Below are 23,928 nucleotides of genomic sequence, written 5' to 3'. Positions count from 1 at the left end.
CCACATTCCCACAACGCCTACTACTGCTGATTCGCTTCGCACCTTTAAAGACAAAGACCAAAGAAAAGAGCATTTTACAGAAATTTCTTGACATTACTTAGATAGTCGGCCTGGCGCCTCAAGATTCACCGCGAGGCGTCAGGCCTTCTGCTTTTCTTTTTCTCCTATCGCTCTTGTTCATTCTTTTCTTTTGCCGTTGTGCCTTGATAGTCGGAGGGCGGATCCATATTTCTTTTCCGCTCCCGCGAATACATATTAAAATAATCGCAAAGGAACCCCTATGGCGAAGTCAGCGGGTGAAAATCGGTCGCACCGGCAATATCATTTCTCGGAACAGGTGCCCCTCTTGCTCTTATTTCTGGCTGTCCTCTACACCCTCTACTTTGCGAGAACTCTGCTGCTTCCGATCGCTTTCGCCCTGTTCCTTTCGATTTTGTTCCGTCCTCTGGTAAACCTGCTGAACCGCCTGAAGATTCCGGATTTCGTCGGCGCTGCCCTGGTGGCCCTTGTGCTTGTTTCCGCTGTCTTAATCGCTTTTTATCAACTTTCGGAGCCTGCAACCAAATGGCTGGAGCGCGGGCCGACTCTGCGCACCGCGATCGACCGCAAGTTGGGTTCGGTCAGGGAAACCATCAGGGGCGCCCGAGAAACAACCGAGCAAATCGAGGAAATAGCTGAACTGGAAGGCGACCGGCAAGAAGTGGTCGTGAAGGGGCCAAGCCTGGCGAAGCAGGTTCTCACGGTAACGCAATCCACCCTCGCAACTTCGGTCATTATCGTCGTCTTACTCTACTTCCTTCTGGCCTGCGGGCGACAAACGCTGGAGCGAGTAATTAAAGGACTCGGCGCCGAGAAACGAGGACGATGGGAAAAGATTTCAGGCCAAATCCAGCGCGAGATCGGTATTTACCTGCGGACGTACGCTCTTGTCAACCTCGGCCTTGGAATAATGACCGGCATCGCAATGGCGCTTCTGGGCATGCCCAACCCGGTCCTCTGGGGAATTTTAGCGGCTATCGTCAACTTCGTGCCTTATGTCGGACCGGCAGTCACTCTTGTCGTCCTCGGAGCCGTTGCTCTGCTGACATTCGATCACTGGCTCCGAATACTCCTTCCGCCGCTCGCCTTTTTCGTTTTGACCTCACTGGAAGGGCAGGTAATCACGCCATCCATCATGGGACGCCAGTTAACCATGAACCCGATCGCCGTATTCGTCGGAATCCTCTTTTGGGGATGGATTTGGGGCATCCCGGGAATTCTGCTTGCAGTTCCAATCCTGACGGTGCTGAGGATTATCTTCAAGAATGTCGATCAATTGAAACCGCTCAGCAGAGTATTCGACTGAGTCCGCCCGACTCCAGAGGCATGTATGGCTTCGCGTAAAGACTGAATCAACCACCAGGACACTACGGCACAAAGCAGCTTTTCTTGCTGTCTTACTGCCTTTGTGGTTTTCCCTTTCTTTTTCGTTCTTTAACCCGAATTGCATCGCCCGCCTGAGAAAATCTTGACAACAATATTTTCTTGTGATATAAGCAATCCACTCAGGAACCAATTTGGACGCGCTTAGACGCCCCGTCTTCAGTAAATGAGATCACGCTCTATGAGGTTCCGCGTTAAGGATATAGTCCCGCCGGATTTATATCAGCTTTGCAATCGAACGCAATGTATTTAAATCGTTAAAGGGGGGATGAGCATTTCTTAAGACCTCGCCGGCGACTTCCAGCAGAAAACAGTAACATCAGTGCGGCAACTCAAGGAGGACATCATGAAATCACTTCGCAGGATTTTCAAGTCTGGCGTGTTGATTGAAGCAGCAATGGTCGCTTTCTTGGCCTTTGTGCTGAGCTTCGCCGGAAACGCTTTGGCGGACCAGAACATCTTGATCTATTTCGACGGGCACATGCACACGACGCGCTCCGACGGATCGGGCACAGTTGACGATATTAAAGCAACGGCCGTAGCCCGCGGACTCAGTGCCGTCATCATCACCGATCATTGCAAGAGTTTAACGAAAGCTGAATGGGATTCCTTAGTTGCGGAAACTGCGGCGGTCTCCGACGGCGCTTTTCTTGCCCTGCCCGGTTTCGAGGTGACCGGAAGTGATGGCATGTTCAACCGCGACCACATGCTCGCTCTCGGTGTCAGTGATCCTTTTGTCGGCGACGACGCCGAGGAGCTTTGCCCGGAGGAGGTATGGACATCTCCCGAAAACCCGTATGGCACAGGTCCCATGTACCCGGAGAACCTCACGAAATGGGTGGATTACATCCATTCAAAAGGCGGAGTAGCTGTCTATAATCATCCCTCGGGCATGGTGCGGACCGAGTACGGCGTCAACTGCATGGAGGTCTATAACCAGAGCCATGTTGACGACGTCGCAGGATACGCCAAACTCATGGGGTATTCCGATGAAGACGCATGGGGATTCGGAATCACCCTGAACAACCTGACAATCTACGGCGAACGCGACATCAATATGCCCGTCATGTTCCCCGGCTATGAGGACCCCATCCCCATGAGAAACGCCCTCTACATGGCGACCTACATGTTCAGCGGCGTAGGCCAGTGGCTCGGGACTCCGCTGGTCCCGGATGGATCTCCCGCGGTTCCGCTTAATTCCTGGGATCAACTGCTCCTCGCCTACGTCAACGGCTCCATCGATACCCCGATTTTCGGTCTGGCAAATACTGATTCTCACAATACCGGCGATCCCGATTCCAAAGTGGGCGTGGTAAAGAACGGCGTGTACTTGCGCGAGCTCAGCGCCGCCGAACTGTACAAGGCCATCAAGGCGGGAAGAAGCTTTGCCACAACAGGGCCATCACTGGCGTTCGATGTCAATGGCGAGTTGATGGGAGATACCGCTTACATCTTCGATGGCTGCGCCACAATCAATCTCAGCGTGAATTCCGAAAACCCGGCGGCAATCCTGGCAAAAATCGACATCATCAAGAACGGCCAAATCTGGAAGACTATCGCCCCTATGGCGCCCGCCTATTCCGCAACTCTGTCGGATGGAGTTACCGAAAACGGCTATTATCGGGTCGAGGTCACCGCGCTTGATCTCGGCGCCGGCGGCTACTCTTTCGCATGGTCGAATCCCGTCTTCGTTGCGATTCCATGACTCCAAAAAGCAATTGGACCAAGGGCTCGCCAATTTTTGACGAGCCCTTGCTTCTTCTTCCTCTCTTGTCGTTTCTCAGCCTTAATGCGCTGCCAATTTTCTCGACGCCTGCCGATTTTATGGGCAACTCCGAACATCTCCTCGTTCAAGGTAAAAAAAACGCCTTCTCGAAAAGCACGCTATAATCCATCGCATCTCCGCCCCTGACGCCGGCTTGTGAATGAGCTTGTTAAGCTTGAACGGGAGCGGCATGCAAGTTGCATGCACTGATCCCTGCAGTTTGGGTCTCAATCAGGAACAGGAGGTGGAAACAGAATGGCAGGAACATTTCAATTGTTGCCAGGCGGGCGCGAACACGAGCGTCCGCACGAGAGCCTTTCTGCTGAGCGAATGCTTGTTCATATGAGAAACGTGAACAAGTCGGTCCTGCAGGATGCGCTCGATACGTGGGGCGATATGTGGGATGAACTGCAGGGAAATGTAACGCACGGTGTGCTCATCAGGGACGAGTCGGAAGAGCCAATCAAACCAAAATGTGGCTGGCCCCAATTCCTCGAAAAGATGTGGCTGCTCCGGCACTACGTGGATTATGCCAAACGACTCTCCGAAGGCAAAACGTAAATTCCCTGATAAACATCTCCGGCAGCAAACAGGTATGAATCGTGCTGTCCGTTTTTGCAGCCGAAGCTTGACTATCAAACCCGGGTTGCGTATTATTATTGCATGCACGGACTCAGGACACCCACAAAGTTGAGTTTGAAAAATCGAGCGATGGCGGCGTCAATGATCGCCTCTGTCCTTCTCATCTCCATCTCGTTGGCTTCGTGCGCGTCCGCGCCTGAATATCCGATTTATCCGCCGCCTATAACCGAAACCCTGCCCGTCAGTAACCGGGTCGCCTTCCAAATCGCACGCGAGATACTGCTTGAGGACCCGCGCGTAGAGATACATACGATAGACCCCGACGGCAGAATTGTTGTACGCGAGATAAGCAGCGGTTTCATTTTCTGGCAGGAGCGGACTATCTTGGACTTCTTCCTTCAGCCCGCCGATTCTGCCCGTTCCAGGATCACAATGTATTCAAGGGCCGAGGGATACGAATGGGGCGGCCTCACGAGACCAGCCGGCTGGTACCCTTCCGCAGAAGTCGATACCTTCCTTGCTGAAGACCTGCTCGGTCTAATCAAAACAAAAGCAGCAGAAGCGGCAGGAAGATAGACATCAGTCTTACCGATAGCACTTCAGGAGCCGGCCCTCGTTAAGATTCCCCTTTTCTTCCCGCGTCCACTTTGCCCACTGCGTCCACAGCGTCCGACTGTGCGTCCACACCGCTTTACATTAGTCCCGCGCCAGTTCCACCAGATGTTTCACCTGCACCAACCGTCGTGCCGCCGCACCTGATTGGCGCAGCCCGCTCTGCAACTGCATCATGCAGGCCGGGCAGGTCGTCGCCACAATTCGGGCGCCTGATTCCTCGATATTCCGCACTTTACGCTCGAGAATCTGAAGCGAGAGGTCGGGGTATTCGACCGAGAAGGCGCCCGCGCCGCCGCAACACCAATCCGCTTCCTTCATTTCGATGAACTCGATGCCGGGAAGAAGCCTGAGCGCTTCGCGCGCAGCCTGGCTCAGCTTCTGATGTCGGCTCAGATGACATGGATCATGAAACGTCACGCGCAATGCTTCGCCTGCTGGTTCCATGGTAGGAGCCAGCGACGATGCAGATAGGATTTCCGTCACGTCGCGCACCCGACCCGACATGGCCTGCGCCCTCTCGATAAGCGATCCCCCCGCTCCGCCCGCGGAAAGTATCTCGGGATATCTCTTCATGAATGACGCGCAACTCGAGCAATCGGTCACGATAGGGCCCTCGCTCTCCGACAGCAACCGTATATTCGCCTCCGCAAGTCGCTCGACAGTATCGGCTGCTCCATGAGCGTGGGCGGGTAACCCGCAACAGCTATTGGCGAGGATCGTGACTTCGTAGCCGATCTTCTGAAGGAAATTGATAGTGCTCTCCCCCACCTCGGGAAACATGAAATTGGTTCCGCACCCAATGAAGAAGAAGGCTTCTCGCAAAGTCGCCTTCGCCGTTGTCCCAATGGCGCTTCGTCTCCGCTTTTTCAGGCGCTCGCGAAGAAACCTGCGCGGCATCTGCCCCAGGAATTCGTCCGCTCGCCGAAATTTCCCTCCGTACCACCCGAAAATATCAAGCGCCTGCGCAAGCCTGACGGCGCCCGCCGTCCGCCCGAAAGAAGCCAGCCTGATTGCGCGACCGAGCCGCCCGTGGTCCGTCAGCAGATAATTCAGGACATACCGATGAAGAGAAGAAACTCCGCGGATGCGGTTGCTCGCCCGCCGCCCCGCCAACACAATCTCGTCCGTCTTTACCGCGGAAAAACATATCTCCACGCAGGCCCGGCAGAGAAGGCACTCCTTAAAAAAACCCTCGTTCTTTACCGAGATGGCGACATGGCCCTCTATTAACTCCTTTGCGAACATGTTCCGCCCGCGCGCGACTCCCTCTTCATGCGCTGTTACCTGATAAACCGGACAGACGCTCTGGCAGAAACCGCACCGGCCGCAGCGGGCGATCTCGCCGGATAGCTTGTCAAGTTCCGAATATTTCGGCTCGCCTACCATAATTCGAGACCCGGATTCAACAAGCTGTGGGGGTCGAAGCCTTCTTTCATCTGCCTTTGCCACATCGAATGAGAGCCACCCGTGATAAATGATCCGGCGGCTTTGCCCAAAAGCGTCACCATGCGAATGCCAGCAATAGCCTCCCGCAGAACCGTTCCCAGATCCTGCGCGGCTGGGCCTTCTATGCCGGCTGAAAAGTAAGTGAAAATCGTACCGGTGGAGACATCGGTGACCACTGAAGATACCACACCGGCATCTCTCTCCATCTTTTCAATTGCTTCGATCGTGCCGCACAAGTCCTCAGGTCGAACGGAGATGCATCCGCCAAAAAAAGAGTCTTCGTGCCGGTGCGGATAACACGCCTGCACAACTGAACCGAGAATTTCGGCATAATTGTTTCCCTCAAATGCGACTGATTCCGCAGATACACCCGCGCAGATATCCTGCATCTCCGCCATCTGCCGCTTAACGGCCGGGCCAAAACCTTCCGCCCCTCCTATCAGTGCATATTGTCCGGCCGGAAGCGCATGGCCGGCGGTTGTTGCGGCAACACTCAAGCCCCTCAGATTCAGCAGAGTCAGCAGCGAGTGGCTAAGCCCAGCCTCCAATATCCGCGCGCCCGCCCTGCCAGCATCCGCGAGACGCTCGAAGCCGGCGACAAAACAGGCTGAGCATTCCGGCAAGGGAAGCAATCGGAATGTGATTTCCGTAAGTATTCCCAGGGTCCCCCACGACCCGATGAGCAGTTTCCCGTAGTCATAGCCGGCGACATTTTTTACCGTCTTCCCACCCGCTTTCAATATTCGGCCAGTATAATCGGCAAATTTAATTCCGAGCACCGCGTCCCGAGCGGAACCGTACGCATACCGGCGCGGTCCCGGCAAACCCGCCGCGACTATGCCTCCCAGCGTCGATTGCGGCGGCGCATCCAGCGGAAGAAACTGGTTCTCCTTCCGCAGGACCTTTTGCAGCTCTCCGAGAGAAAGACCTGCCGCAGCGGTGGCGGTCAGGTTCGCGGCGTCATGCTCAACGATTGTCCGAAGTTTCTTCGTGCGAATGATCGCATCGGGCATGCAAAGATGAGGCAATCCCGGAAACAAAGCGACGCCCCCGACAGCCGCAAAAGTCCTTCCTTTCGAGCCGAGGCTTTTCATGAGAGCGCAAAGCTCTGAGACGTCTTTCGGCTCATACAATGGGACGCCGCCCATCGCGCTCGTTGATTTGATTCCCGGACCGGGTTCTTCTTCGACTTGTTCGCCTCGGCCCGAATCGGGCGGAGGCAGTATTTTTCCCGGATTGCACAGATCGGCCGGATCAATCTTCCGCTTGATGCTGCGCATCAGCTCGATCTCGCGCTCGCCGAAAACCAGCGGCATCGCCTCGATCTTCTCGGTGCCGATGCCGTGCTCGCCGCTGATCGTGCCGCCGGCCTCGGCGCACGCTATCAATATCTCCCTTCCCGCCTGATGCACGTGATCAAGCTGGCCCCGGTCGCGCGCGTCAAAAAAAATCAGGGGATGCAGGTTGCCATCGCCCGCATGAAACACATTCCCAATTGGAAGTTTATATGTTTTCCCTATCTGCGCCACCCGCCGCAGGACTTCCGGCAGTTTCGCGCGCGGGACCGTGCCGTCCGAAACAGAATAATTCGGAAACAGCCGGGCGACCGCTCCGAATGCGCCCCGTCGTCCCGCCCACAGGAAATCGCGTTCCCTCTCGCTCTGCGCGATCCGAATGTCCCGAACCCTGTTGCGGCGGCAGATGCTCTCGATCCGGTCGACCACCCATCCAAGCGCCTCCTCCACGCCGTCCACTTCAATGATGAGAACGGCGCCGGCATCGGTAGGATATCCTGCATGCAGAGACTCTTCCACCGCCCGGATCACCAAGTTATCCATCATTTCCAGCGTGGCGGGAAGAATTCCGGCGGCGATGATATCGGATACCGTTTGACCGGCGTCTTCGGTGGCATCATAGACAGCCAGCATCGTCCGGGTCGCACGCGGCAGCGGGAGAATCCGACAGATGATTTCCGTTGCGATCCCGAGAGTCCCCTCCGACCCGATGAACAGACCCGGCAGGTCGAGTCCCGGCGTATACAACCGATCCGAGCCAAACTCCAGGATTTCGCCGGCGGGAGTAACCACCCGCATCCCCAGAACATGGTTAGTGGTCACGCCGTACTTGAGACAATGCGGTCCCCCGGAATTCTCGGCAATATTGCCGCCGATAGTGGAAACGCGCTGACTGGCGGGATCGGGCGCAAAAAAGAACCCCTGTTTCTGAAGGGCTTGCTGAAGGGTCAGGTTGGTTACTCCGGGCTGAACGCGGGCGGTTTGATTGACCGGGTCAATCTGAAGGATCCTCCGCATCTTGGAAAGGCAGATGACTACTCCCCCGCGCGCAGGCACTGAGCCGCCGCTTAGATTGGTGCCGGCTCCCCGCGCCGAATATGGCACGCCTTCTCGATAGAGGAGTGCAACGATTTCTGCTATCTGCTCGGTCGTATCCGGAAGCAGCACGAGCTGCGGGATACCGGTCTGGAGGGACGAGTCATAAGAATACAACATGAGGCCGGCGGGATGATCAATAAGAGATTCGCTTCCGATTATGCACGAGAGCGTGCGTTTAAGCCCGACCGGAATGCTCTTTGACATATATCTCTGTGGCTGCGGCGACGGCGGCGCCAGGTGCAGTCTTTATTCCTTCCGCCATGAGCGCGTCTTCCAAAGCCGCAAGGAAAAGGAGGACGTTCTGTTTCGTCGAGGAGTGCCCCATCAACCCAATACGCCAGGTCTTGCCCTTCAAAACCCCCAATCCTCCGCCCAGCTCAATCCCGTACTTGTTCAATAGATATTTCCGGACGTTCACGTCATTGATGCCGTCCGGTATCTTCACCGCATTCAGCATGGGCAGCCGGTATTGCTCCTCAACGAGAAATTCAACCTCGAGCCCCTCCAGGCCGGCCGCGAGAGCCAAATGATTGAGCCGGTGCCGCCGGAATCGATTCTCGAGCCCCTCCTCCCTGATGATGCGGAGCGCTTCGCGCAGCGCGTAAATCATCGAGATGGGAGCCGTATGATGATAAAAGCGCTCCTCGCCCCAGTATTTCTCGATCATGCTCAAATCCATATACCAACTGCTCACCTTCCGCTTCCGGGAATGCAGCGCATCCATGGCCGCCTGATTGAAGCTGACTGGCGAAAGACCAGGCGGGCAACTGAGGCACTTCTGCGTGCCGCTATAGCAGGCGTCAATCTTCCAATCGTCGACCCGCACATCGCACCCTCCCAAAGAGGTGACCGTATCAACCAGAAAGAGTGCTCCATGTTCGTGTACTATGCGGCTGATCTCCTCGATCGGCTGGCGCACGCCCGTTGAGGTTTCGGCATGCACGATCGCGACAACCTTTGCCCGATTTTTCTTCAGAGTCCGCTCGATGGCCTCCGGCTCGATTATCTTCCCCCATTCCGCCTCAACGCGCACTAGTTTGGCGTCGAGACGGCCGACGATATCGCTGATGCGCTCGCCGAATAATCCGTTGACACAAACAACCGCGGTGTCACCCGGCTCGAGCACATTGCAGAAACATGTCTCCATGCCGGAACTGCCGGTGCCGGACATGGCAAGCGTCATCTCGTTGGCGGTCTTGAAAAGCTCGCGCAGGAGAGCCTGCACGTCGTTCATAATCGAGATGAAATCGGGATCGAGGTGACCGACCAGGGGAGTGCTCATCGCGCGCAACACGCGCGGGTGTACATTGCTCGGTCCGGGCCCCATAAGAATTCTCAGTGACGGATTCAACTCGCTGTAGCCGCTCTTCTCTATCACGTTCACGGTGCTGCTCTCCTCCTCGGAATCCGCGGTTACCGACAACAATTCAAGAATGACGTGGAAAACAAGTTCAAGGAAAAAGCTACTCTTTTGCGGCGGAAGCAGACTCTTCAGCGTTCTGCTCCGGAACTTCTTCCTTGTGCACTTCAACAACGCTGAGCACCTGAACGCCAGCCTGCTTCAGAATCTTCTGAATTTCGCCCGCACGGGCATCGATAACTTTTACCATCAGATTGTGTTTCGTTGGCATGTTCCTTTTCCTTTATTCAGTGTCCGGCCCCACGAGAGTAATAGCCTGAACGGGACATTGGTTGACACACAACGCGCATTCGATGCAAGAATCCGGATTTATCACGAAAGATTTGTCTTCTCTCCATCCTTCGTCAATGCGGATTTCGAACACGTTCGGTTCGGCAGGACAGCAGAGCTGGCAGTTGCCGCATCCGATGCAAAGTTCCTTGTCAACGAGGGGATATTGATGCGAGACGGGCATGCCCAACGCGCTTCCTTATTTCCACCTGTGACGCACGTCCACGCCGAATATCTGCTTCAGGCCGGGCGCATACGTGACTTCAAACTCTTTCATTTCGCCGACCATATTCGCGCCCGCAACGCGTCCTTGCTCAACGGCGTTCTTCCATCCGAAGAGCAATTTTCTTTTTTGAGTCTTCGGATCGTAAATTTCGGCAGTGTCGCCTGCCGCATAAATGCCTGGAAAGTTCGTTCGCAGACGCTCATCGGCTATGATGCCGGAGTCCATCATGATTCCGCTCGATCGCAGCCAATCGAGACGCGGCATTTTCCCAATGGCAACGGAGAAAAAGTCACCCGATACCGCTCTCGCATCCGTCCGAAGCAAAATTGCGTCACCATCGGATTCAACCTCGCGCACCGTCTCCCCCAGCACCAGATTCACACCCGCTTGTTTCATCCGCTCCGCCAACTCCTCCGCAGTGGCGGGATCGAGGATATGCGGAAGGAGTTCGTCACCCCACTCGACATACGTCACCTTTAAACCCATCTGACAGAAGGCCCGCGTGATCTCGATCCCGACAAGATCGCGCGCTAGCACCAGCATGCGTGAGCGCTTCTGCAATACTGACAGAATATGGCGCGCATCATTCAGGGTCTTCAACGTGAGAATGGGCACCCGCTCAATGCCGGCGATTTCCGGCAATTTCGGCTCGCCTCCACATGCAATCAGAAGCCTGTCGAAATAAATATCCTCGCCTTTTTCGGTGCAGACCTTTTGCTGCTCGGGGACAACCGAAACGACCCGCGTCTCAAGTTGTGTCTCAATGCGTACCTCTTTGTAATGGGAGTCGCTCCTGAGCCATAACTTGTCGAGCGCAACCCTCCCGGCAATAAAATCGGGAAGCAGCGTCCTCGAATAAGGAAGGTGCGGTTCCTCGCTGATCAGGACAATCCGATCATCATGCTTCAGACTCCGAATCGTCTCGGCCGCCGTCATGCCGGCAGGACCGTTCCCAATTATAACATGCTTTAAAGCGGACATTGGCTGGACCCTTGCGCATCTGTAAGGAAGCAAGTACGCATCCTTCTCCCGGTATGTCGCCCAAAACCCTTTTTGTTTGAGGCAAGACCCGCTTTCTTCGCTCTTCGACATTTCAGACGAAATGAGCGCAATAGGCGCATGCCCTGATTCGCCTTCTCATGTCGGCAAAGAACGGTGTTACAATAGAATCCCTTTTATACAATAGCACCCGATAACCAACTGTGCAATCAGAAAAGCTTCGGCAGCGGTAAGAGAGATTAAAATTCGGGGTTGTACAGGTACTCGATGACCGACCTGACGCGAGGCGTCTTCCGGGAAAGGCCGGCGGACTTCAACGTGCTCAAACACCATGGACATTCGGTAACGAGAACGTCGGCCCCGACTGCGCGGGCGTCTTCCAGTCGTTTGGCCGCGATCGCCTCGGCAGTGACGGGCGCCGTAACCGTCAGACCGCCCCACCCCCCGCAACAGAACGACGACTCCCGGTTGGTGCTCATCTCGACAAGGGTCGCTCCCGCCCATTCCAGCGCCTGCCTCGGTTCATTCACTATGCCGGCCACCCTTCCAAGCATGCAGGGATCGTGATACGCGATGATCTCGCTCCCCCTCTTGATCGGGTGCATGTGAGGGAGCAATTCGGCTATGTGTATCGCCTCGATCTTGCCCGCATATTCCTCTCCTTCACAAAACTGGATCAGGCAGTGCGGGCAAAGCGTGATCACTTTCGCCGTCTTTTTTTCACGAATACGCTCGATGTTCAGCTTCGCGAGCTGATCGCCCGGATCACAGCCTGCGGCAATCAGCGGCGCCCCACAGCACACCTCGTCGATCATGGTGAAATCAACAGACATCTGATTGAGCATCGCGACCGCGGCATCCACCCGCTCCTGTTGATCGAATCGGCTATGACACCCAAGGAACAGCACGTATTCGGCCGATTCCTTCTCGCGATGCCGGTCCATGGCGGCCACCTGCGGGAAAAATGTTCCGCTCCTTCGCGTCATTTCACATGCGTCCTTGAGGGTGGTCGGCACAAGGTCAGGAAAATGACGGTAGAGGTATTTGCGCACAAAACCGACGACGGCGGCAATCGGCGCGCTCTCGGGACACGTGATTTCGCACAGGCGGCACATTGTGCAGTTGTAGATGACGCTGTTCATGCCGCCGAACCTGTCGGGAGCGCGGGAAAGCGTGCTAGCCACCGCCATCGGCCCCGGAAACTCCAGATAATTCAGCACCCTGAACATGACGCAGTACGGCTGGCAGATACTGCATTGAATGCATTGAGCAAAGGAGGAATAATTGGCCCTGTCGCGGCTGTCTATCTGAAAGGTATTATCTTCGGCGTACTTCGAGAGAAATTCGGTCACGCCGGCGCCGTCGACTTGCTCGGAAGCAAACAAGCGGCGACCCGTATGTTGGAGGAAGTGCCGGGCCAGGTTCAGCCTTGCTGCTAATCGTTTCTTATCCACAACCTGTCTCTGCTGTCAATCAGGCCCCCGCTTGCTGAGAAGGCTGACCTGCAGCCTGCTGTTCCTGTGCATCTGTCAGGGCAACGCCCAGACCTTCATCGATCGTTTCAACGAATACAAAATTAAGTCCAGCCTTCGATTCGTCCTCGATTTCAATCAGGTCTTTTTCGTTTCGCTTCGGCAAAATTATCGTGTTGATTCCGGCTCGTTTGGCCGCCAATATTTTCTCCTTGACCCCGCCAATCGGCAGAACCAGGCCGCTCAAGGTGATTTCGCCGGTCATCGCCACATCTTGTCTGACAGGGCGACCTGTTAGAAGAGATGCGATCGCGACCGCCATAGTGATCCCGGCGGAAGGACCGTCTTTCGGTATAGCGCCTGCAGGAACATGAAGATGAATATCTTCCTTGGAAAAAAAGTCATTCGGAACTCCAAGATCCTTCGTCTTCGAGCGAATATAGCTCAAGGCGGCCTTGGCCGACTCCTGCATGACGTCCCCCAGTTGGCCTGTCAGCGTCAAGCTCTTGCCCCCGGGCATTGCCAATGCTTCGACGAACAGGACTTGCCCGCCCGCCTCCGTCCACGCTAGCCCCGTGGCCACGCCCGGATGAGACGTGCGCAAACCGACTTCCGGGAAAAACTTTTCCGGTCCGAGATATTCAATCAGGTTGTCCGCCGTCACTCTTTCCTTCTCTTTCCGCTGCGTCGAGATATCCAGGGCCACTTTCCGGCAAACCTTCCCGATCGTGCGCTCCAGATTCCTCACGCCGGCTTCGCGGGTATAGGCATTGGCCATTTTCCTGATCGCCTCGTCTTCAAACTCGAGGTTTTCCGGCTTGAGCCCATTCGCTTCAAGCTGGCGCGGCACGAGATATTTCTTGGCGATCCACACCTTCTCGTCTTCCGTATAGCCGGCAAGCCGCAGAATCTCCATGCGGTCCTGGAGTGCGGGGTGGATCGTCTGCAGGACGTTTGCGGTGGTAATGAACATCACCTGAGAGAGGTCAAACGGCAGATCCAGGTAATGATCGCGGAACGACGTGTTCTGCTCCGGATCAAGCACCTCAAGCAGCGCCGAAGAGGGATCCCCCCGAAAGTCCGCACCCACCTTGTCGACCTCGTCCATCATGAATACCGGATTGGCGGTGCCGGCGCGCCGTATGCTCTGGATGATGCGTCCGGGCAACGCGCCGATATACGTGCGGCGATGACCCCGGATTTCAGCTTCATCGCGAATCCCGCCGAGGCTCATCCGGACAAACTTTCGGCCGAGCGCGCGCGCAATCGATTGCCCTAAAGAGGTCTTCCCCGTTCCCGGCGGGCCGACAAAGCAAAGAATCGGCCCCTTCATGTCGGGCTTGCGCTGGCGAACCGCCAGATATTCAACGATACGCTCTTTTACCTCTTTCAGATCGTAATGGTCCTCATCCAGAACCTGCTGGGCTCGATTCAGATCGAGATGATCTTCAGTATATTCTCCCCACGGCAAATCAATGATCCAATCAAGATAAGTCCGAATAACATGATACTCAGCCGCGGCGGGGGGTAACTTGGCAAGACGGCCCAATTCGCGCTCAGCCTCTCTCCGTGCTTCTTCCGGAAGTTTTTTCGCATCCAGCTTCTCCCTGATCTCCTTCATCTCGACCTGGCGCTCGTCGCCCTCGCCCAACTCCTCCTGGATCGCCTTCAGTTGTTCGCGCAGAAAGTACTCGCGCTGCGTTTTGGTCATTTCCGTTTCGACCTGCGACTTGATCTTCCCGCCTAACTCGAGAATCTCGATCTCTCTGCTCAACAGCTGCGTAATTTTTTCGAGCTTCTCTTCGACTGACTCCAGTTCAAGAATGCCTTGCTTTTCCTTCACGTCGAGCTTGAGCACCGAGCAGACCAGGTACACGAGGCGCAAGGGCGAGTCTATGTTCATGAGAGTCGCCTGCAGTTCATCGGGCAGGTACGGCGTCAGCGAGATGATTTTCTGGCACTGCGCCAGGACGTTGCGGAACAGCGCCTCGCCGCGGGTGCTGATCTCGTCGTGTTCCTCGATCACCTCGATCCGCGCCCGCAGAAACGGGTCGAGCGAGACATACCGTTGAATTCGAATCTTGCTCATGCCCTGAACCAGCAGTGCCTCGGTCCCGTCCGGCAATTTCATCATCCTCAGAATCGTTACCGCAGTGCCGTACTCGTAGAGGTTCTCCGGTTTCCGTTCCGCCCCGGGATCTTTCATGGCGACGCAGCCGACAATTTTGGCGCCTGATACGGCTTCATCAACCAGCGCGATCGAGCTTTTTTCGCCGACTGAAAGCGGAACGACGGTAAAAGGAAACATGACGGTATTTTTCAGCGGCAGAATCCCTAAGACGTCGGGGATTTGGTTTATTTCCCGGGGGGCTTCCGTCGTTGCACTGCCTCCCGGAACGTTATCGTCATTGAAAGATGTCATTTAGATCACCTGTTTTATCCTAATTAAATGTTATCCTATTTTTATTTCCTGGCTTTTAAAATCATCCAGGGCCTTTTTAGGTGCTTCAATGACCAGAAGGCCGTTATTGAGTTTGGCCGATATTTTCTCCGAGTCCACATCCTCGGGAAGATGGACGATCCGCTCAAAATCGTTATAGCTGATTTCCATCTGACAATATTTTCTTGTTTTGTACGGCATTACGTCTCTGCGGACGCCGGTGATGCGGATTTTGCCTTCATCAAAAGTGACCGATACGTCCTCTTTACTCACGCCCGCCAACTCCGCCACCACAACAACGCTGTTTTCGCATTCGAAGACGTCCACGTTCGGACGCCATTTGCCGTGGAGAGGCCGCAGCAGCGGAAGGGTTTGCCCGAAAACATGTTGCATAAGGTGCTCCATGTCTTCCCGCATATGTTTAAGGTCTCCTAGCATGTTTGAGCGGTCCATTATCAGCTTATCCTTTTCTGCTCGAGCCGCCACGATCGCGTAACCCCAGCCTTTTATTAAGCTTCCAGAAATAAAGCCCTTACGTTAACTTAATTATAACCACAGATTCCGGAAAGATCAAGCGGCTCCGGGTTCCGTTGCCCGAATGAGATCCATCGAAATGTTGCAACAAATAGGATCTAAATTATCGCTCTTCCGCCTGATTAAAGCAATCTCGGAGCCACACACCGAGCACCGGTACATCGGAACAGGCTGCCGGAGAAAAACCATTGGCTGATTGCAGCATACGGGCGAAAAATGACCACTGCCGCCTCGTATCACAGTTACCTCCGCGCCGCAGACCAGACACCTGAACCTTTGCCCCGGACGCGGTCTGTACTGTTGGCGTGAACGCTGGTTTTTCATTGCTTCCTCTTTCCCACGGGTTGCATCAGCTCATCACAACAATACGGTTCGAGCGTTCCGACGCCGCCTTTCGTGATCATGATCATGTTCCCGCATTTCTTGCAGGCGTACGCGCTCCCAACAGAAATATGCCATTCGCGCTCCCATTCTTCATGGGTCCATTCGCTGGTCGTATAATTCTCGGTTTCAAATTCCTCCGGCACTTCTTTCTCCTTTCAGCCGCGGCGGGCCAGGGCAACCAGTTTCGGAAGCAGTTCAATCCCTTTAATCGCGCCGAGACGCCCCTTCGCACACTCGGCTTCCGTGTATGCTTTGATGCCGTCGGACGTGAGCGATGCATCAACGATCAGCAGCGGAACGGGATCGGCCGAATGCGCCTTCAAAATCGTCGGCGTCGAATGATCGGCGGTCAGCGTAATGACGACCGCGGAGAGATCGAGAGAAGGTATCAGATTCGCCAAAAAGTATTTGTCAATGGCCTCTATAATCTCCTTTTTCGCCTGCGCATCGCCGTCATGGCCGGGAAGATCCGGTCCCTTTATGTGAATGTACAGCCCCCCATATTTCGGCAATTCCTCTATCGCTTTTCGCGCGATGAAAGGATAATCCTTCCGCGGGTCTCCAGAGGGCTGGGGAAGAGCGACAATATCCATTCCCGTCAGCATCGCTATCCCCTTCTCGACCGGCATTTCCTGAAAACACCCGAATTGCACCCCGAATCGCTCGCTGATCGGCGGCATTTCGGGGAGGCGGTCGCCGGCGTCGCGGGTCAGAATGAGGTTGGCGGGCAGCTTTCCTTTCGCCCGCCTCTCTTTGTTGACTGCGGCCTCCTCGAGCACCTGGCGGCTCTTTTCCACGAATTCATTGGTCAGCCTTGCGGATCGTTCGGCGGCTTCTCGATCCTTTGCCTCGTCCATCGGCCTGCAGACCTGCACCACGTCTTCAAACTTCTCCAGAGCCACTCCGAGCAGGCCTTCGCGGCCATACGCGGGGTCCGTATTCGTAACCATCGCCGACAGCTTCTGCTCGTATCGGATCACCAAAACGCCCCGGTGCTCAATCGTGTTCTTAAACTCGAATTCGGCGCCCGGGACGGATGTCAGCTTGACTTTTGCATTTACTTCCCGGCACAACTCGTCGGCCTCGACAGTGGAAAGATTTCTGCCCACCCGCCGATCACGGATCTTGCGGGCCTCGCCCATCGTGGCGAAGTTTACGCGGTAGGCTAGATCTCCCGTATTCACCTTTAACCCGACGGCGTGCGATTCCAAAGGACCCCTGCCCGTATAATACTTGTGTGCATCGTAGCCAAGGATGGAAATCACCGCAATGTCCGATTCAGGCGCTATTCCGGGCGCAACCGTGTACATCACACCGTTCTCTCCGCGCCTGGCCAATCGATCCATCTCCGGCGTCTCTGCAGCCTCGAGCGGAGTGCGATCGCCTAGCGAAGGCGTCGGCCTATCGCCCAAACCATCAAGAACGATGTACAGTATCTTCTTCATGGATCTCTCCTTCGGTCGGCATGATCGTCTCGAGTTCTTTTAAGCGAAACAAAGAGAAGATGAAGTAACGCCCCAGAACCTGCGAAAAGATTCATCATACAAGAAAAAAGCGCACCCGCGTTTGGGCGCGCCCATTCCCACTCAATAAGATTTTCAGGCGAAGTTTATACCGCCTCGACAGCCTTGACTTCCGGGACGCGCGCCTTCAGGACACGCTCCACGCCCATCTGCAGCGTCATCTGAGCGCCCGGGCAGCCCGAACATGCGCCCACCAGCCGCACTTTCACCACGCCCTCGTCAGTCACGTCTATCAACTCGATGTCTCCACCGTCGGCTTGCATTTGCGGACGAATCTCATTAAGAGCTTTTTGAACTTTTTCCTTCACTGATCTTCCTCCTTTCACCTTCTATTATGGCAGAAACCAAACCGCGGGACAAGTCTTCCTTGCTTATGACGGGCTCTCTTCTTCTCTCGGCATCCTGATGCTCAGAACCGGACACGGCGCCTTGCGCACCACACGCTCCGCCACGCTACCGAACACCACATGCTCCAGACCGCCGCGCCCATGTGTGGCGGTCACAATCAGATCGATGTTCTCCTCTTTCGCCATCTGGATGATCTCGATGAACGGACGTCCCCGCCGAATCGCTTTCTCAATAACCAGATCCTTGTCCCTTACTCCGCTGTCAATGAATTCCTGCATCTCGTTCAGCCGGTTCTGCTCGACGTCGGCGAACGAAGGCATGATCGGAACGTCGAACATGTACGCATTCGCCAGATACTGAATATCCTCGATGACGTGCAGGATATATAGCTTTGCGTTGTATTCCTTCGCAAATGAAAGCGCGTACGGGAAAGCATATTTGCTGTATTCCGAAAAATCCGTCGGAAAAAGGATCCTCTCGATTTTGATCATGATCTTGTCACCTCGTTCTTCGACCAGGCCACCCGTGATTTCACTGAAGCTGCCTCAACCGCTCGCTTGACCGCTGTTCCACCTGCTTGTGTATGCTTTCGCTCCGCGTGTCCATCGTGACAATCGCGGGAAATTGCTCCACTTCAAGTTGCCAAAAACATTCCGGCATCCCGAATTCCCGCAGCATATACGCATTCAATACCCGCTTCACGTACCGCGCCAAAACCACCGCCGCTCCGCTGACAGCAGACAAATAGACACAGCCGCACCGCTTCAGCGCCTCGAGCGTCAGATCGTCCATGCCGCCCTTCCCGATTATCGCGCGCACGCCATAGCGGGCGATCACCCCCGCCTGGTACGGGTTCATCCGGTTACTGGTCGTCGGACCTGCAACCACCATCTCATACCCGCTCCCATCCTGGCGGATCAATGGACCGCAATGATATATAACGCCGCCGCGCAAATCGAATTCCAAGGAGTCTGGTGTGGCTTCCTCTATGAGATACTTGTGCGCCCGGTCGCGCGCCGTATAGATGAGGCCGCTCAGTCTTACCGTATCGCCGATCCGCAGGCCGCGAACCTCATCTTCTTTGAGCGGCGTCTCCAGGCGATATTCAGTCATGATATGGTTCCATGATACTCGAGCCTCCCCTTCCGATCGGCCCAGCAGCAGAAAACGACATCCACAAAGTATGAGGCCGCATGTCTATGAGCGGCAGCTACCTTCACTCCCATTACACAGGTTTCGCCACCGACTCCGATGGGGCCGATCCCGAGACTGTTGCTTTCTTTCATGAGCCGGCTCTCGAGCGCCGCAAGTTCCGGAACCGGACTCGAGTCGTCCAATTTCCTGAGCAACTGTCTCTTCGAAAGCAAAGAGGTGGCATCTTTGCTCCCGCCGATGCCCACCCCTATCACGTAAGGAGGACATGCCCTTCCCTGTGCGGAATGAACGGCATCCAGCACCACCTTGCGCACGCCGTCCAGGTCGCGGCCCGCCCTCAAACGGGAGTCGGGAAGCTTGTACAACGTCCCGCAATTCTCGCTGCCGCCGCCTTTGAGCATGCCTTCGATCAAAATGCTATCGCGTTCCCAACTGTCGAAATGGACCATCGGCCAAAGAATTCCGGTGTTATCACCCGAGTTCCGGCCGCTGACCGAATCTACAGCGTTCGGACGAAGCGGGATTTCGGCCGTCGCCAGCTTCGTGGCCTCTGTAATCGCATCTCGAATCTTCGAAATGGATGCATTTTCGGGCATGGTGACAAAAAACACGGGATAACCGGTATCCTGACAGATCGGCTTCGATTCGGATTTTGCAAGATCGATATTTTCAAGTATCGTCGAAAGAGCGGCGTATCCGGGCGAATCTTTCTGCTCCAATGACTGCGCTCTCTTTAGTGCTTGATAAACATCATCCGACATCTCCGTCGCCATGCGGCGATACAAATCCCTTATCTGGTCGATCAATTGCATTGCATCAGCCCCTGCCGAGAGAGTGAATCAGAATCAGAAAAAGAGCGGCTCTATGACTTGAACGAGGGTGCATTGGAAGAGCTTTCTCCCAGTTGAGCCGCCTCCCCCAATCTTAAATCCCTATGCGGTCGCCTTGTGCTTCTCCCGGTAATCCTTGATGGCTGCATGCAAAGCGTCGGCGGCAAGATTCGAACAATGCATTTTCTGCGGCGGCAATCCTTCAAGTTCCTCGGCCACATTCTTGTTCGTTATCTGAAGCGCCGCATCAAGAGACTTCCCTTTTGCCATCTCGGTCACCATGCTGCTGGTAGCAATCGCGGCGCCGCAGCCGAATGTCTTGAATTTGATCTCCTTCAGATGGTCGCCTTCAACTTTAATGAAAATCTTCATCACATCGCCGCATACAGGATTACCCACCGTCCCGATGCCGTCGGCATCGGGTATCTCGCCGACGTTGCGAGGGTTGGAGAAGTGATCCATGACTTTCTCGCTGTACATGCACGTACCCCTTACTATTGCTTGTGACACTTCTATACAAATAACGACTCTCTTTCAGTATGCAACCGGCGAATGAAATGAGCAATCGCAAAAATTCGCCTGCGGGACAATTGAAGTGACAGAATAACTTCAGTCAAAAAAGCTCAATCCCGCTTCATTATATTCCCGCCCCCTAAAGATTGTCAATTAAGAAACGAACACCGTCAAGACCCCAATTCGCAGATAAGAGCCATACAAAATCTGAGGAGACGAAAAGATAATTTCTTCTTGACAACACTGCTGTCCAAGATAATTTCAATATGGCATTTTGATTCTCAAAATCCCATACAAGGCTTATTGGGGTAACTTATCTGAGGCTGTCTTTACATGAGACTCTTAAAAACGCGGAGACGCGAAGAGCGCAGAGAAAAACACAATTCCTCCTTTCATTCTGTCTGTGCATTGCTAACAGTCAAAATCTTGAATTTCTGTCATGATTTGTTGTCTAAGTCCATTATGACCTTTCAGATAGATGCCTTCTTCCCTTTCAATCCAACCAAAATCCAAAATCGAAAATCCAAATTTGGTTGCGGCTCTGCCGCGCTGCGGCCTCAGCGCCTTTGCGGTTCAAAGAATTTCCCCGTATCCGCCGACAGTTCTTTTGAAATGGAAAAACTGACTTGACAAAACAAAAAGACGAAGTTATAATTACGTTAAATGAGTTCCTAAATAACTTATTTGGCGAGTCCTATGCACCTCTCAAAAGCATCTGTCACGGCAATACATGGAATGGTTTTCCTCGCTAACGCCGCCGAAAATTCGCCAACGGATGTAAAAATAATCGCACAAAAACTCGGGATCCCACACGGATATCTCGCGAGAATCTTCCAGCGCCTGGCGAGAACTCACCTCGTTTATTCCCGGCGCGGCCCCCAGGGAGGATACGTCCTCTCCCGGGAACCATCTAAAATCAGCCTGTTGAGCATAATTGAAGCAATTGACGGTCCGATTCTTACCGGACACTGCGAACTCGGACCGAACGACCATTGCCAGTTATTCCAGCAATGCTCGATCCGCACTCGCCTCGACTCACTGAAAGAAAGTACGCGCGAATTGTACCAGAATATTACCCTCGACATGTTCGATCATCAGTTCGCTAACATCTAAGGGGTTTTTTAAAAGGCATTATTTAGGCGTTTTAATGACGTAAATAGCTTATTACTGGCCTTGCGATATCGGCAAATAGAGGCAAAATTTAACACGAATAGTCCGCACACACGTGACAGCCTCTTCACAAAAGAGCTAATTATGCTTCAGTACAAGGTGGAAGTCCCCGATTATAGGTACTGGCGCAGACAAATCAACTGCCAGGACGCCTGCCCCGTCCATACCGATGCGCGCGGGTACGTGCGCGCAATCAGCGAAGGCAAGGACGAACTCGCTTATCTTATTGCCCGCGGACCGAATCCCCTTGCTTCCATTTGCGGGCGCATCTGCGGAGCGCCGTGTGAAGTTAACTGCCGGCGCGGGAAAATCGATCAACCGATTGCAATCCGTGCGCTCAAACGGTTTGTAGCTGACAGCTTCGGCCCCGAGGCCGGCACTAAAGGGATAGAATCATTCAAGGAATGGCTACAAAGAAACTTACTCCCGCAATTGTGTCAGGGACGTGATGAGCTCCTCTGGTTGCTGAGGCGCCAATCTCCGCTCTCGCTTAAACAAAAAAAAGTGGCAATCATCGGTTCGGGACCGGCAGGGCTGGCATGCGCGCATGACCTGGCTTTACTCGGCCTGCAACCGATCATCTATGAGATGGAGCCGGTCGCCGCCGGCATGCTCTACCTGGGCGTGCCGGAATACCGCCTGCCGCGCGACGTAATAAGAGCCGAGGTTGCCCTGATTGAGTCTTTGGGTGCCGAAATTCGTTGCGGAATCCAGATCGGCAAAGACATCGCGTTTGAGTCGCTTACAAGGGAACACGATGCCGTCGTTGTGGCCGTGGGCGCAAAGAGATCGCGCGGGCTGCGCCTGCCGGGAATCGACGGCCCAGGCGTCCTTGGCGGCGTCGATTTCCTCAGGGATGTAGCGCTGAGAAACCCGGTCGATATCGGGAAGCGGGTGGTCGTAATCGGCGGCGGAAACGTGGCGTACGACGTCAGCCGAACCGTCCTGCGGCAGGAATTTTTTGATTCGGCCCGCACCGCCGTTCGCGTGCCCGGAGTACGCGAGGTGACTCTGTGTTGTCTCGAATCGCTGATCGAGATGCCTGCCGACGATGTCGAAATCGTGGAAGGCGCCGAGGAAGGAATAACCCTCAGAACCAGCCTCGGCCCGAAAGAAATCATCCGGGACGATCAGGGCCGCGTCACCGGCGCAGTCTTCCAGAAGGTGCTGCGCGTGTATGACGAAAATAAACGGTTCGCGCCTGAATTCGATCCCGCCGAATTAACAACGATCGAGTGCGATACCGTCCTCCTTGCCGTCGGCCAGGCATCGGACCTCTCGTTTATCGATCCCGCTCAAACCGGCATCGAGATCAGCGACCGCGGAATCCCTTCGATCAACCCGCAAACCATGCAAAGCACGGCCGCATCCGTCTTTTTTGCCGGTGACGTCGCTCACGGCCCCCGGCTGATGATCGACGCGATTGCGAGCGGAAAAAAAGCCGCGCGCTCCGTCTTCGAATTCCTGACAGGAAATTCTCTCGACCCACGCGCGCTCGAGCTCCATTTCGAACCGCCGGCCTATCGGCGCGAGAAGGGCTACGAGCGATTGGCGCGAGTGAAGATTCCGGTCACGGATCCCTCGCTGCGCCTCAAGGACAAATCCCTGAGCGTCGAGAAAGGATACAATGAAGCGCGAGCGCGGGTGGAAGCCTCACGCTGTCTCGACTGCGGAATCAATACGATTTTCGACTCGGAAAAATGCGTTCTCTGCGGCGGCTGCGCCGATGTCTGCCCGACCCTATGCCTGCGGCTCGTGTCTCTCGACAACCTCGAGTCGAATGACGAGATCGGCGCGCTCGCCCGCAGCATCTCGCTCCTTGACCCCGGCAAGCCGCTCTCCGCAATCATTAAAGACGAAGAAAAATGCATACGGTGCGCCTGTTGCGCCATGAGGTGTCCAACCGGCGCTATCACCATGGAACGCTTTTGTTTCCAGGAGAAACTCGAATGAGCGAACTGCGAAAACCACAACCAGTCCCGCGGCGTGATTTTTTGGGGAAAGCCGCCACGTGGACCTGCGGAGCCGCACTCGTCGTTACCGCCGGCGGGATCGCCCGGCTCCCGTTTCCTGCCGTTATCACCGGTGAGGCGGGCAAAATCAAAATAGGCCGGCCGGATGATTTTGCGCCGGAGACTGTCCGCTGGATGCCTGCAGCCCGCGCATTCCTCTTCCGTGATGGGGAAGGTTTCTTCGCCATCTCCGGCGTCTGCACTCACCTCGGCTGCATAGTCTCGCAGAGCCCCACAGGTTTCGACTGCCCCTGCCACGGCTCAAAATTTGGGCTTCAGGGCGAGGTGAAAAAAGGACCTGCGCCCTCTCCACTGCCCTGGCTCGAAGTCGCGATGGCGCCCGACGGACAACTGGTTGTCGACGTGCAGAAGCAAGTATCCGCCGGAACCAAATTTCACGTCTAGGAGG

The 23,928-nt window shown here is 55.0% G+C and carries 23 protein-coding genes; 7 read left to right on the top strand and 16 right to left on the bottom strand.

The genetic code is table 11. The features are described 5' to 3' along the window. Positions 1-280 precede the first annotated feature (280 nt). The 4 genes from C4520_05645 (at position 281) to C4520_05630 (ending at position 4,345) form a co-directional block, all read left to right on the top strand. A complete protein-coding gene (locus C4520_05645) occupies positions 281-1,345 on the top strand; it encodes an AI-2E family transporter (protein ID RJP23926.1) in 1,065 nt (354 codons plus the stop codon). A 423-nt stretch (positions 1,346-1,768) separates the two neighbouring features. Next, on the top strand, positions 1,769-3,127 hold the full coding sequence (locus C4520_05640) for a hypothetical protein (GenBank protein ID RJP23925.1): 1,359 nt from the start codon (positions 1,769-1,771) through the stop codon (positions 3,125-3,127). Positions 3,128-3,442: 315 nt separating this feature from the next. Continuing rightward, the gene (locus C4520_05635; protein ID RJP23924.1) at positions 3,443-3,748 is read left to right on the top strand and encodes a hypothetical protein; all 306 of its coding nucleotides are present in this window, start codon (positions 3,443-3,445) and stop codon (positions 3,746-3,748) included. 150 nt (positions 3,749-3,898) lie between these two features. Further along, entirely contained in the window at positions 3,899-4,345 is a 447-nt protein-coding gene (locus C4520_05630) for a hypothetical protein (GenBank protein RJP23923.1), read from the top strand. Positions 4,346-4,465: 120 nt separating this feature from the next. On the opposite strand, the gene C4520_05625 is transcribed toward C4520_05630, so the two are convergent. The 16 genes from C4520_05625 to nifU all read right to left on the bottom strand — a co-directional run bounded on the left by C4520_05625 (position 4,466) and on the right by nifU (position 20,304). Further along, on the bottom strand, positions 4,466-5,770 hold the full coding sequence (locus C4520_05625; protein ID RJP23922.1) for a (Fe-S)-binding protein: 1,305 nt from the start codon (positions 5,768-5,770) through the stop codon (positions 4,466-4,468). After that, a complete protein-coding gene (locus C4520_05620; protein ID RJP23921.1) occupies positions 5,764-8,427 on the bottom strand; it encodes an FAD-binding oxidoreductase in 2,664 nt (887 codons plus the stop codon). Before C4520_05620 ends, C4520_05625 begins: the two co-directional genes overlap by 7 nt. Then, complete coding sequence (locus C4520_05615; GenBank protein RJP23920.1) at positions 8,399-9,607, bottom strand: alanine--glyoxylate aminotransferase family protein; 1,209 nt, start codon at positions 9,605-9,607, stop codon at positions 8,399-8,401. Before C4520_05615 ends, C4520_05620 begins: the two co-directional genes overlap by 29 nt. 259 nt (positions 9,608-9,866) lie before the next feature. Beyond that, the gene (locus C4520_05610; protein RJP23919.1) at positions 9,867-10,097 is read right to left on the bottom strand and encodes a 4Fe-4S dicluster domain-containing protein; all 231 of its coding nucleotides are present in this window, start codon (positions 10,095-10,097) and stop codon (positions 9,867-9,869) included. 15 nt (positions 10,098-10,112) lie between these two features. Next, positions 10,113-11,231 (bottom strand): FAD-dependent oxidoreductase, encoded by a 1,119-nt coding sequence (locus tag C4520_05605; GenBank protein RJP23918.1) that lies wholly within the window; start codon positions 11,229-11,231, stop codon positions 10,113-10,115. A gap of 146 nt (positions 11,232-11,377) precedes the next feature. Then, complete coding sequence (locus C4520_05600) at positions 11,378-12,592, bottom strand: (Fe-S)-binding protein (GenBank protein RJP23917.1); 1,215 nt, start codon at positions 12,590-12,592, stop codon at positions 11,378-11,380. A gap of 19 nt (positions 12,593-12,611) precedes the next feature. Beyond that, entirely contained in the window at positions 12,612-15,032 is a 2,421-nt protein-coding gene (gene lon / locus C4520_05595; GenBank protein ID RJP23916.1) for an endopeptidase La, read from the bottom strand. Between the two features lie 30 nt (positions 15,033-15,062). Beyond that, the gene (locus C4520_05590) at positions 15,063-15,503 is read right to left on the bottom strand and encodes an Hsp20/alpha crystallin family protein (protein RJP23915.1); all 441 of its coding nucleotides are present in this window, start codon (positions 15,501-15,503) and stop codon (positions 15,063-15,065) included. A gap of 117 nt (positions 15,504-15,620) precedes the next feature. After that, positions 15,621-15,908, bottom strand: coding sequence for a hypothetical protein (locus C4520_05585; protein ID RJP23914.1), 288 nt, complete (start codon positions 15,906-15,908; stop codon positions 15,621-15,623). Next, complete coding sequence (locus tag C4520_05580; protein RJP23913.1) at positions 15,905-16,111, bottom strand: hypothetical protein; 207 nt, start codon at positions 16,109-16,111, stop codon at positions 15,905-15,907. The genes C4520_05585 and C4520_05580 overlap by 4 nt, the downstream gene beginning before the upstream one ends. 12 nt (positions 16,112-16,123) lie before the next feature. Continuing rightward, on the bottom strand, positions 16,124-17,413 hold the full coding sequence (gene apgM / locus C4520_05575) for a 2,3-bisphosphoglycerate-independent phosphoglycerate mutase (protein RJP23912.1): 1,290 nt from the start codon (positions 17,411-17,413) through the stop codon (positions 16,124-16,126). 164 nt (positions 17,414-17,577) lie between these two features. Then, the gene (locus tag C4520_05570; GenBank protein ID RJP23911.1) at positions 17,578-17,799 is read right to left on the bottom strand and encodes a NifU family protein; all 222 of its coding nucleotides are present in this window, start codon (positions 17,797-17,799) and stop codon (positions 17,578-17,580) included. A gap of 63 nt (positions 17,800-17,862) precedes the next feature. Next, positions 17,863-18,330: a universal stress protein gene (locus tag C4520_05565; protein ID RJP23910.1), complete on the bottom strand. Its 468-nt coding sequence runs from the start codon at positions 18,328-18,330 to the stop codon at positions 17,863-17,865. Positions 18,331-18,370: 40 nt separating this feature from the next. Continuing rightward, positions 18,371-18,952, bottom strand: coding sequence for a fumarate hydrolyase (locus C4520_05560; protein ID RJP23909.1), 582 nt, complete (start codon positions 18,950-18,952; stop codon positions 18,371-18,373). Further along, on the bottom strand, positions 18,949-19,806 hold the full coding sequence (locus C4520_05555) for a fumarate hydratase (GenBank protein RJP23908.1): 858 nt from the start codon (positions 19,804-19,806) through the stop codon (positions 18,949-18,951). Before C4520_05555 ends, C4520_05560 begins: the two co-directional genes overlap by 4 nt. Positions 19,807-19,926: 120 nt before the next feature. Beyond that, complete coding sequence (gene nifU / locus C4520_05550; protein RJP23907.1) at positions 19,927-20,304, bottom strand: Fe-S cluster assembly scaffold protein NifU; 378 nt, start codon at positions 20,302-20,304, stop codon at positions 19,927-19,929. 729 nt (positions 20,305-21,033) lie between these two features. On the opposite strand from nifU, the gene C4520_05545 reads away from it, so the two are divergent. From C4520_05545 to C4520_05535, 3 genes are all read left to right on the top strand, one after another. Further along, complete coding sequence (locus tag C4520_05545) at positions 21,034-21,450, top strand: Rrf2 family transcriptional regulator (protein ID RJP23906.1); 417 nt, start codon at positions 21,034-21,036, stop codon at positions 21,448-21,450. 141 nt (positions 21,451-21,591) lie between these two features. Further along, positions 21,592-23,460: a 4Fe-4S dicluster domain-containing protein gene (locus C4520_05540; GenBank protein ID RJP23905.1), complete on the top strand. Its 1,869-nt coding sequence runs from the start codon at positions 21,592-21,594 to the stop codon at positions 23,458-23,460. Further along, a complete protein-coding gene (locus C4520_05535; GenBank protein ID RJP23904.1) occupies positions 23,373-23,924 on the top strand; it encodes a ubiquinol-cytochrome c reductase iron-sulfur subunit in 552 nt (183 codons plus the stop codon). The genes C4520_05540 and C4520_05535 overlap by 88 nt, the downstream gene beginning before the upstream one ends. Positions 23,925-23,928 lie beyond the last annotated feature (4 nt).

The sequence above is a fragment of the Candidatus Abyssobacteria bacterium SURF_5 genome, from assembly GCA_003598085.1.
Taxonomy (GTDB): Bacteria; Abyssobacteria; SURF-5; order SURF-5; family SURF-5; genus SURF-5.
This window is presented reverse-complemented; position numbering and strand designations above follow the sequence as displayed.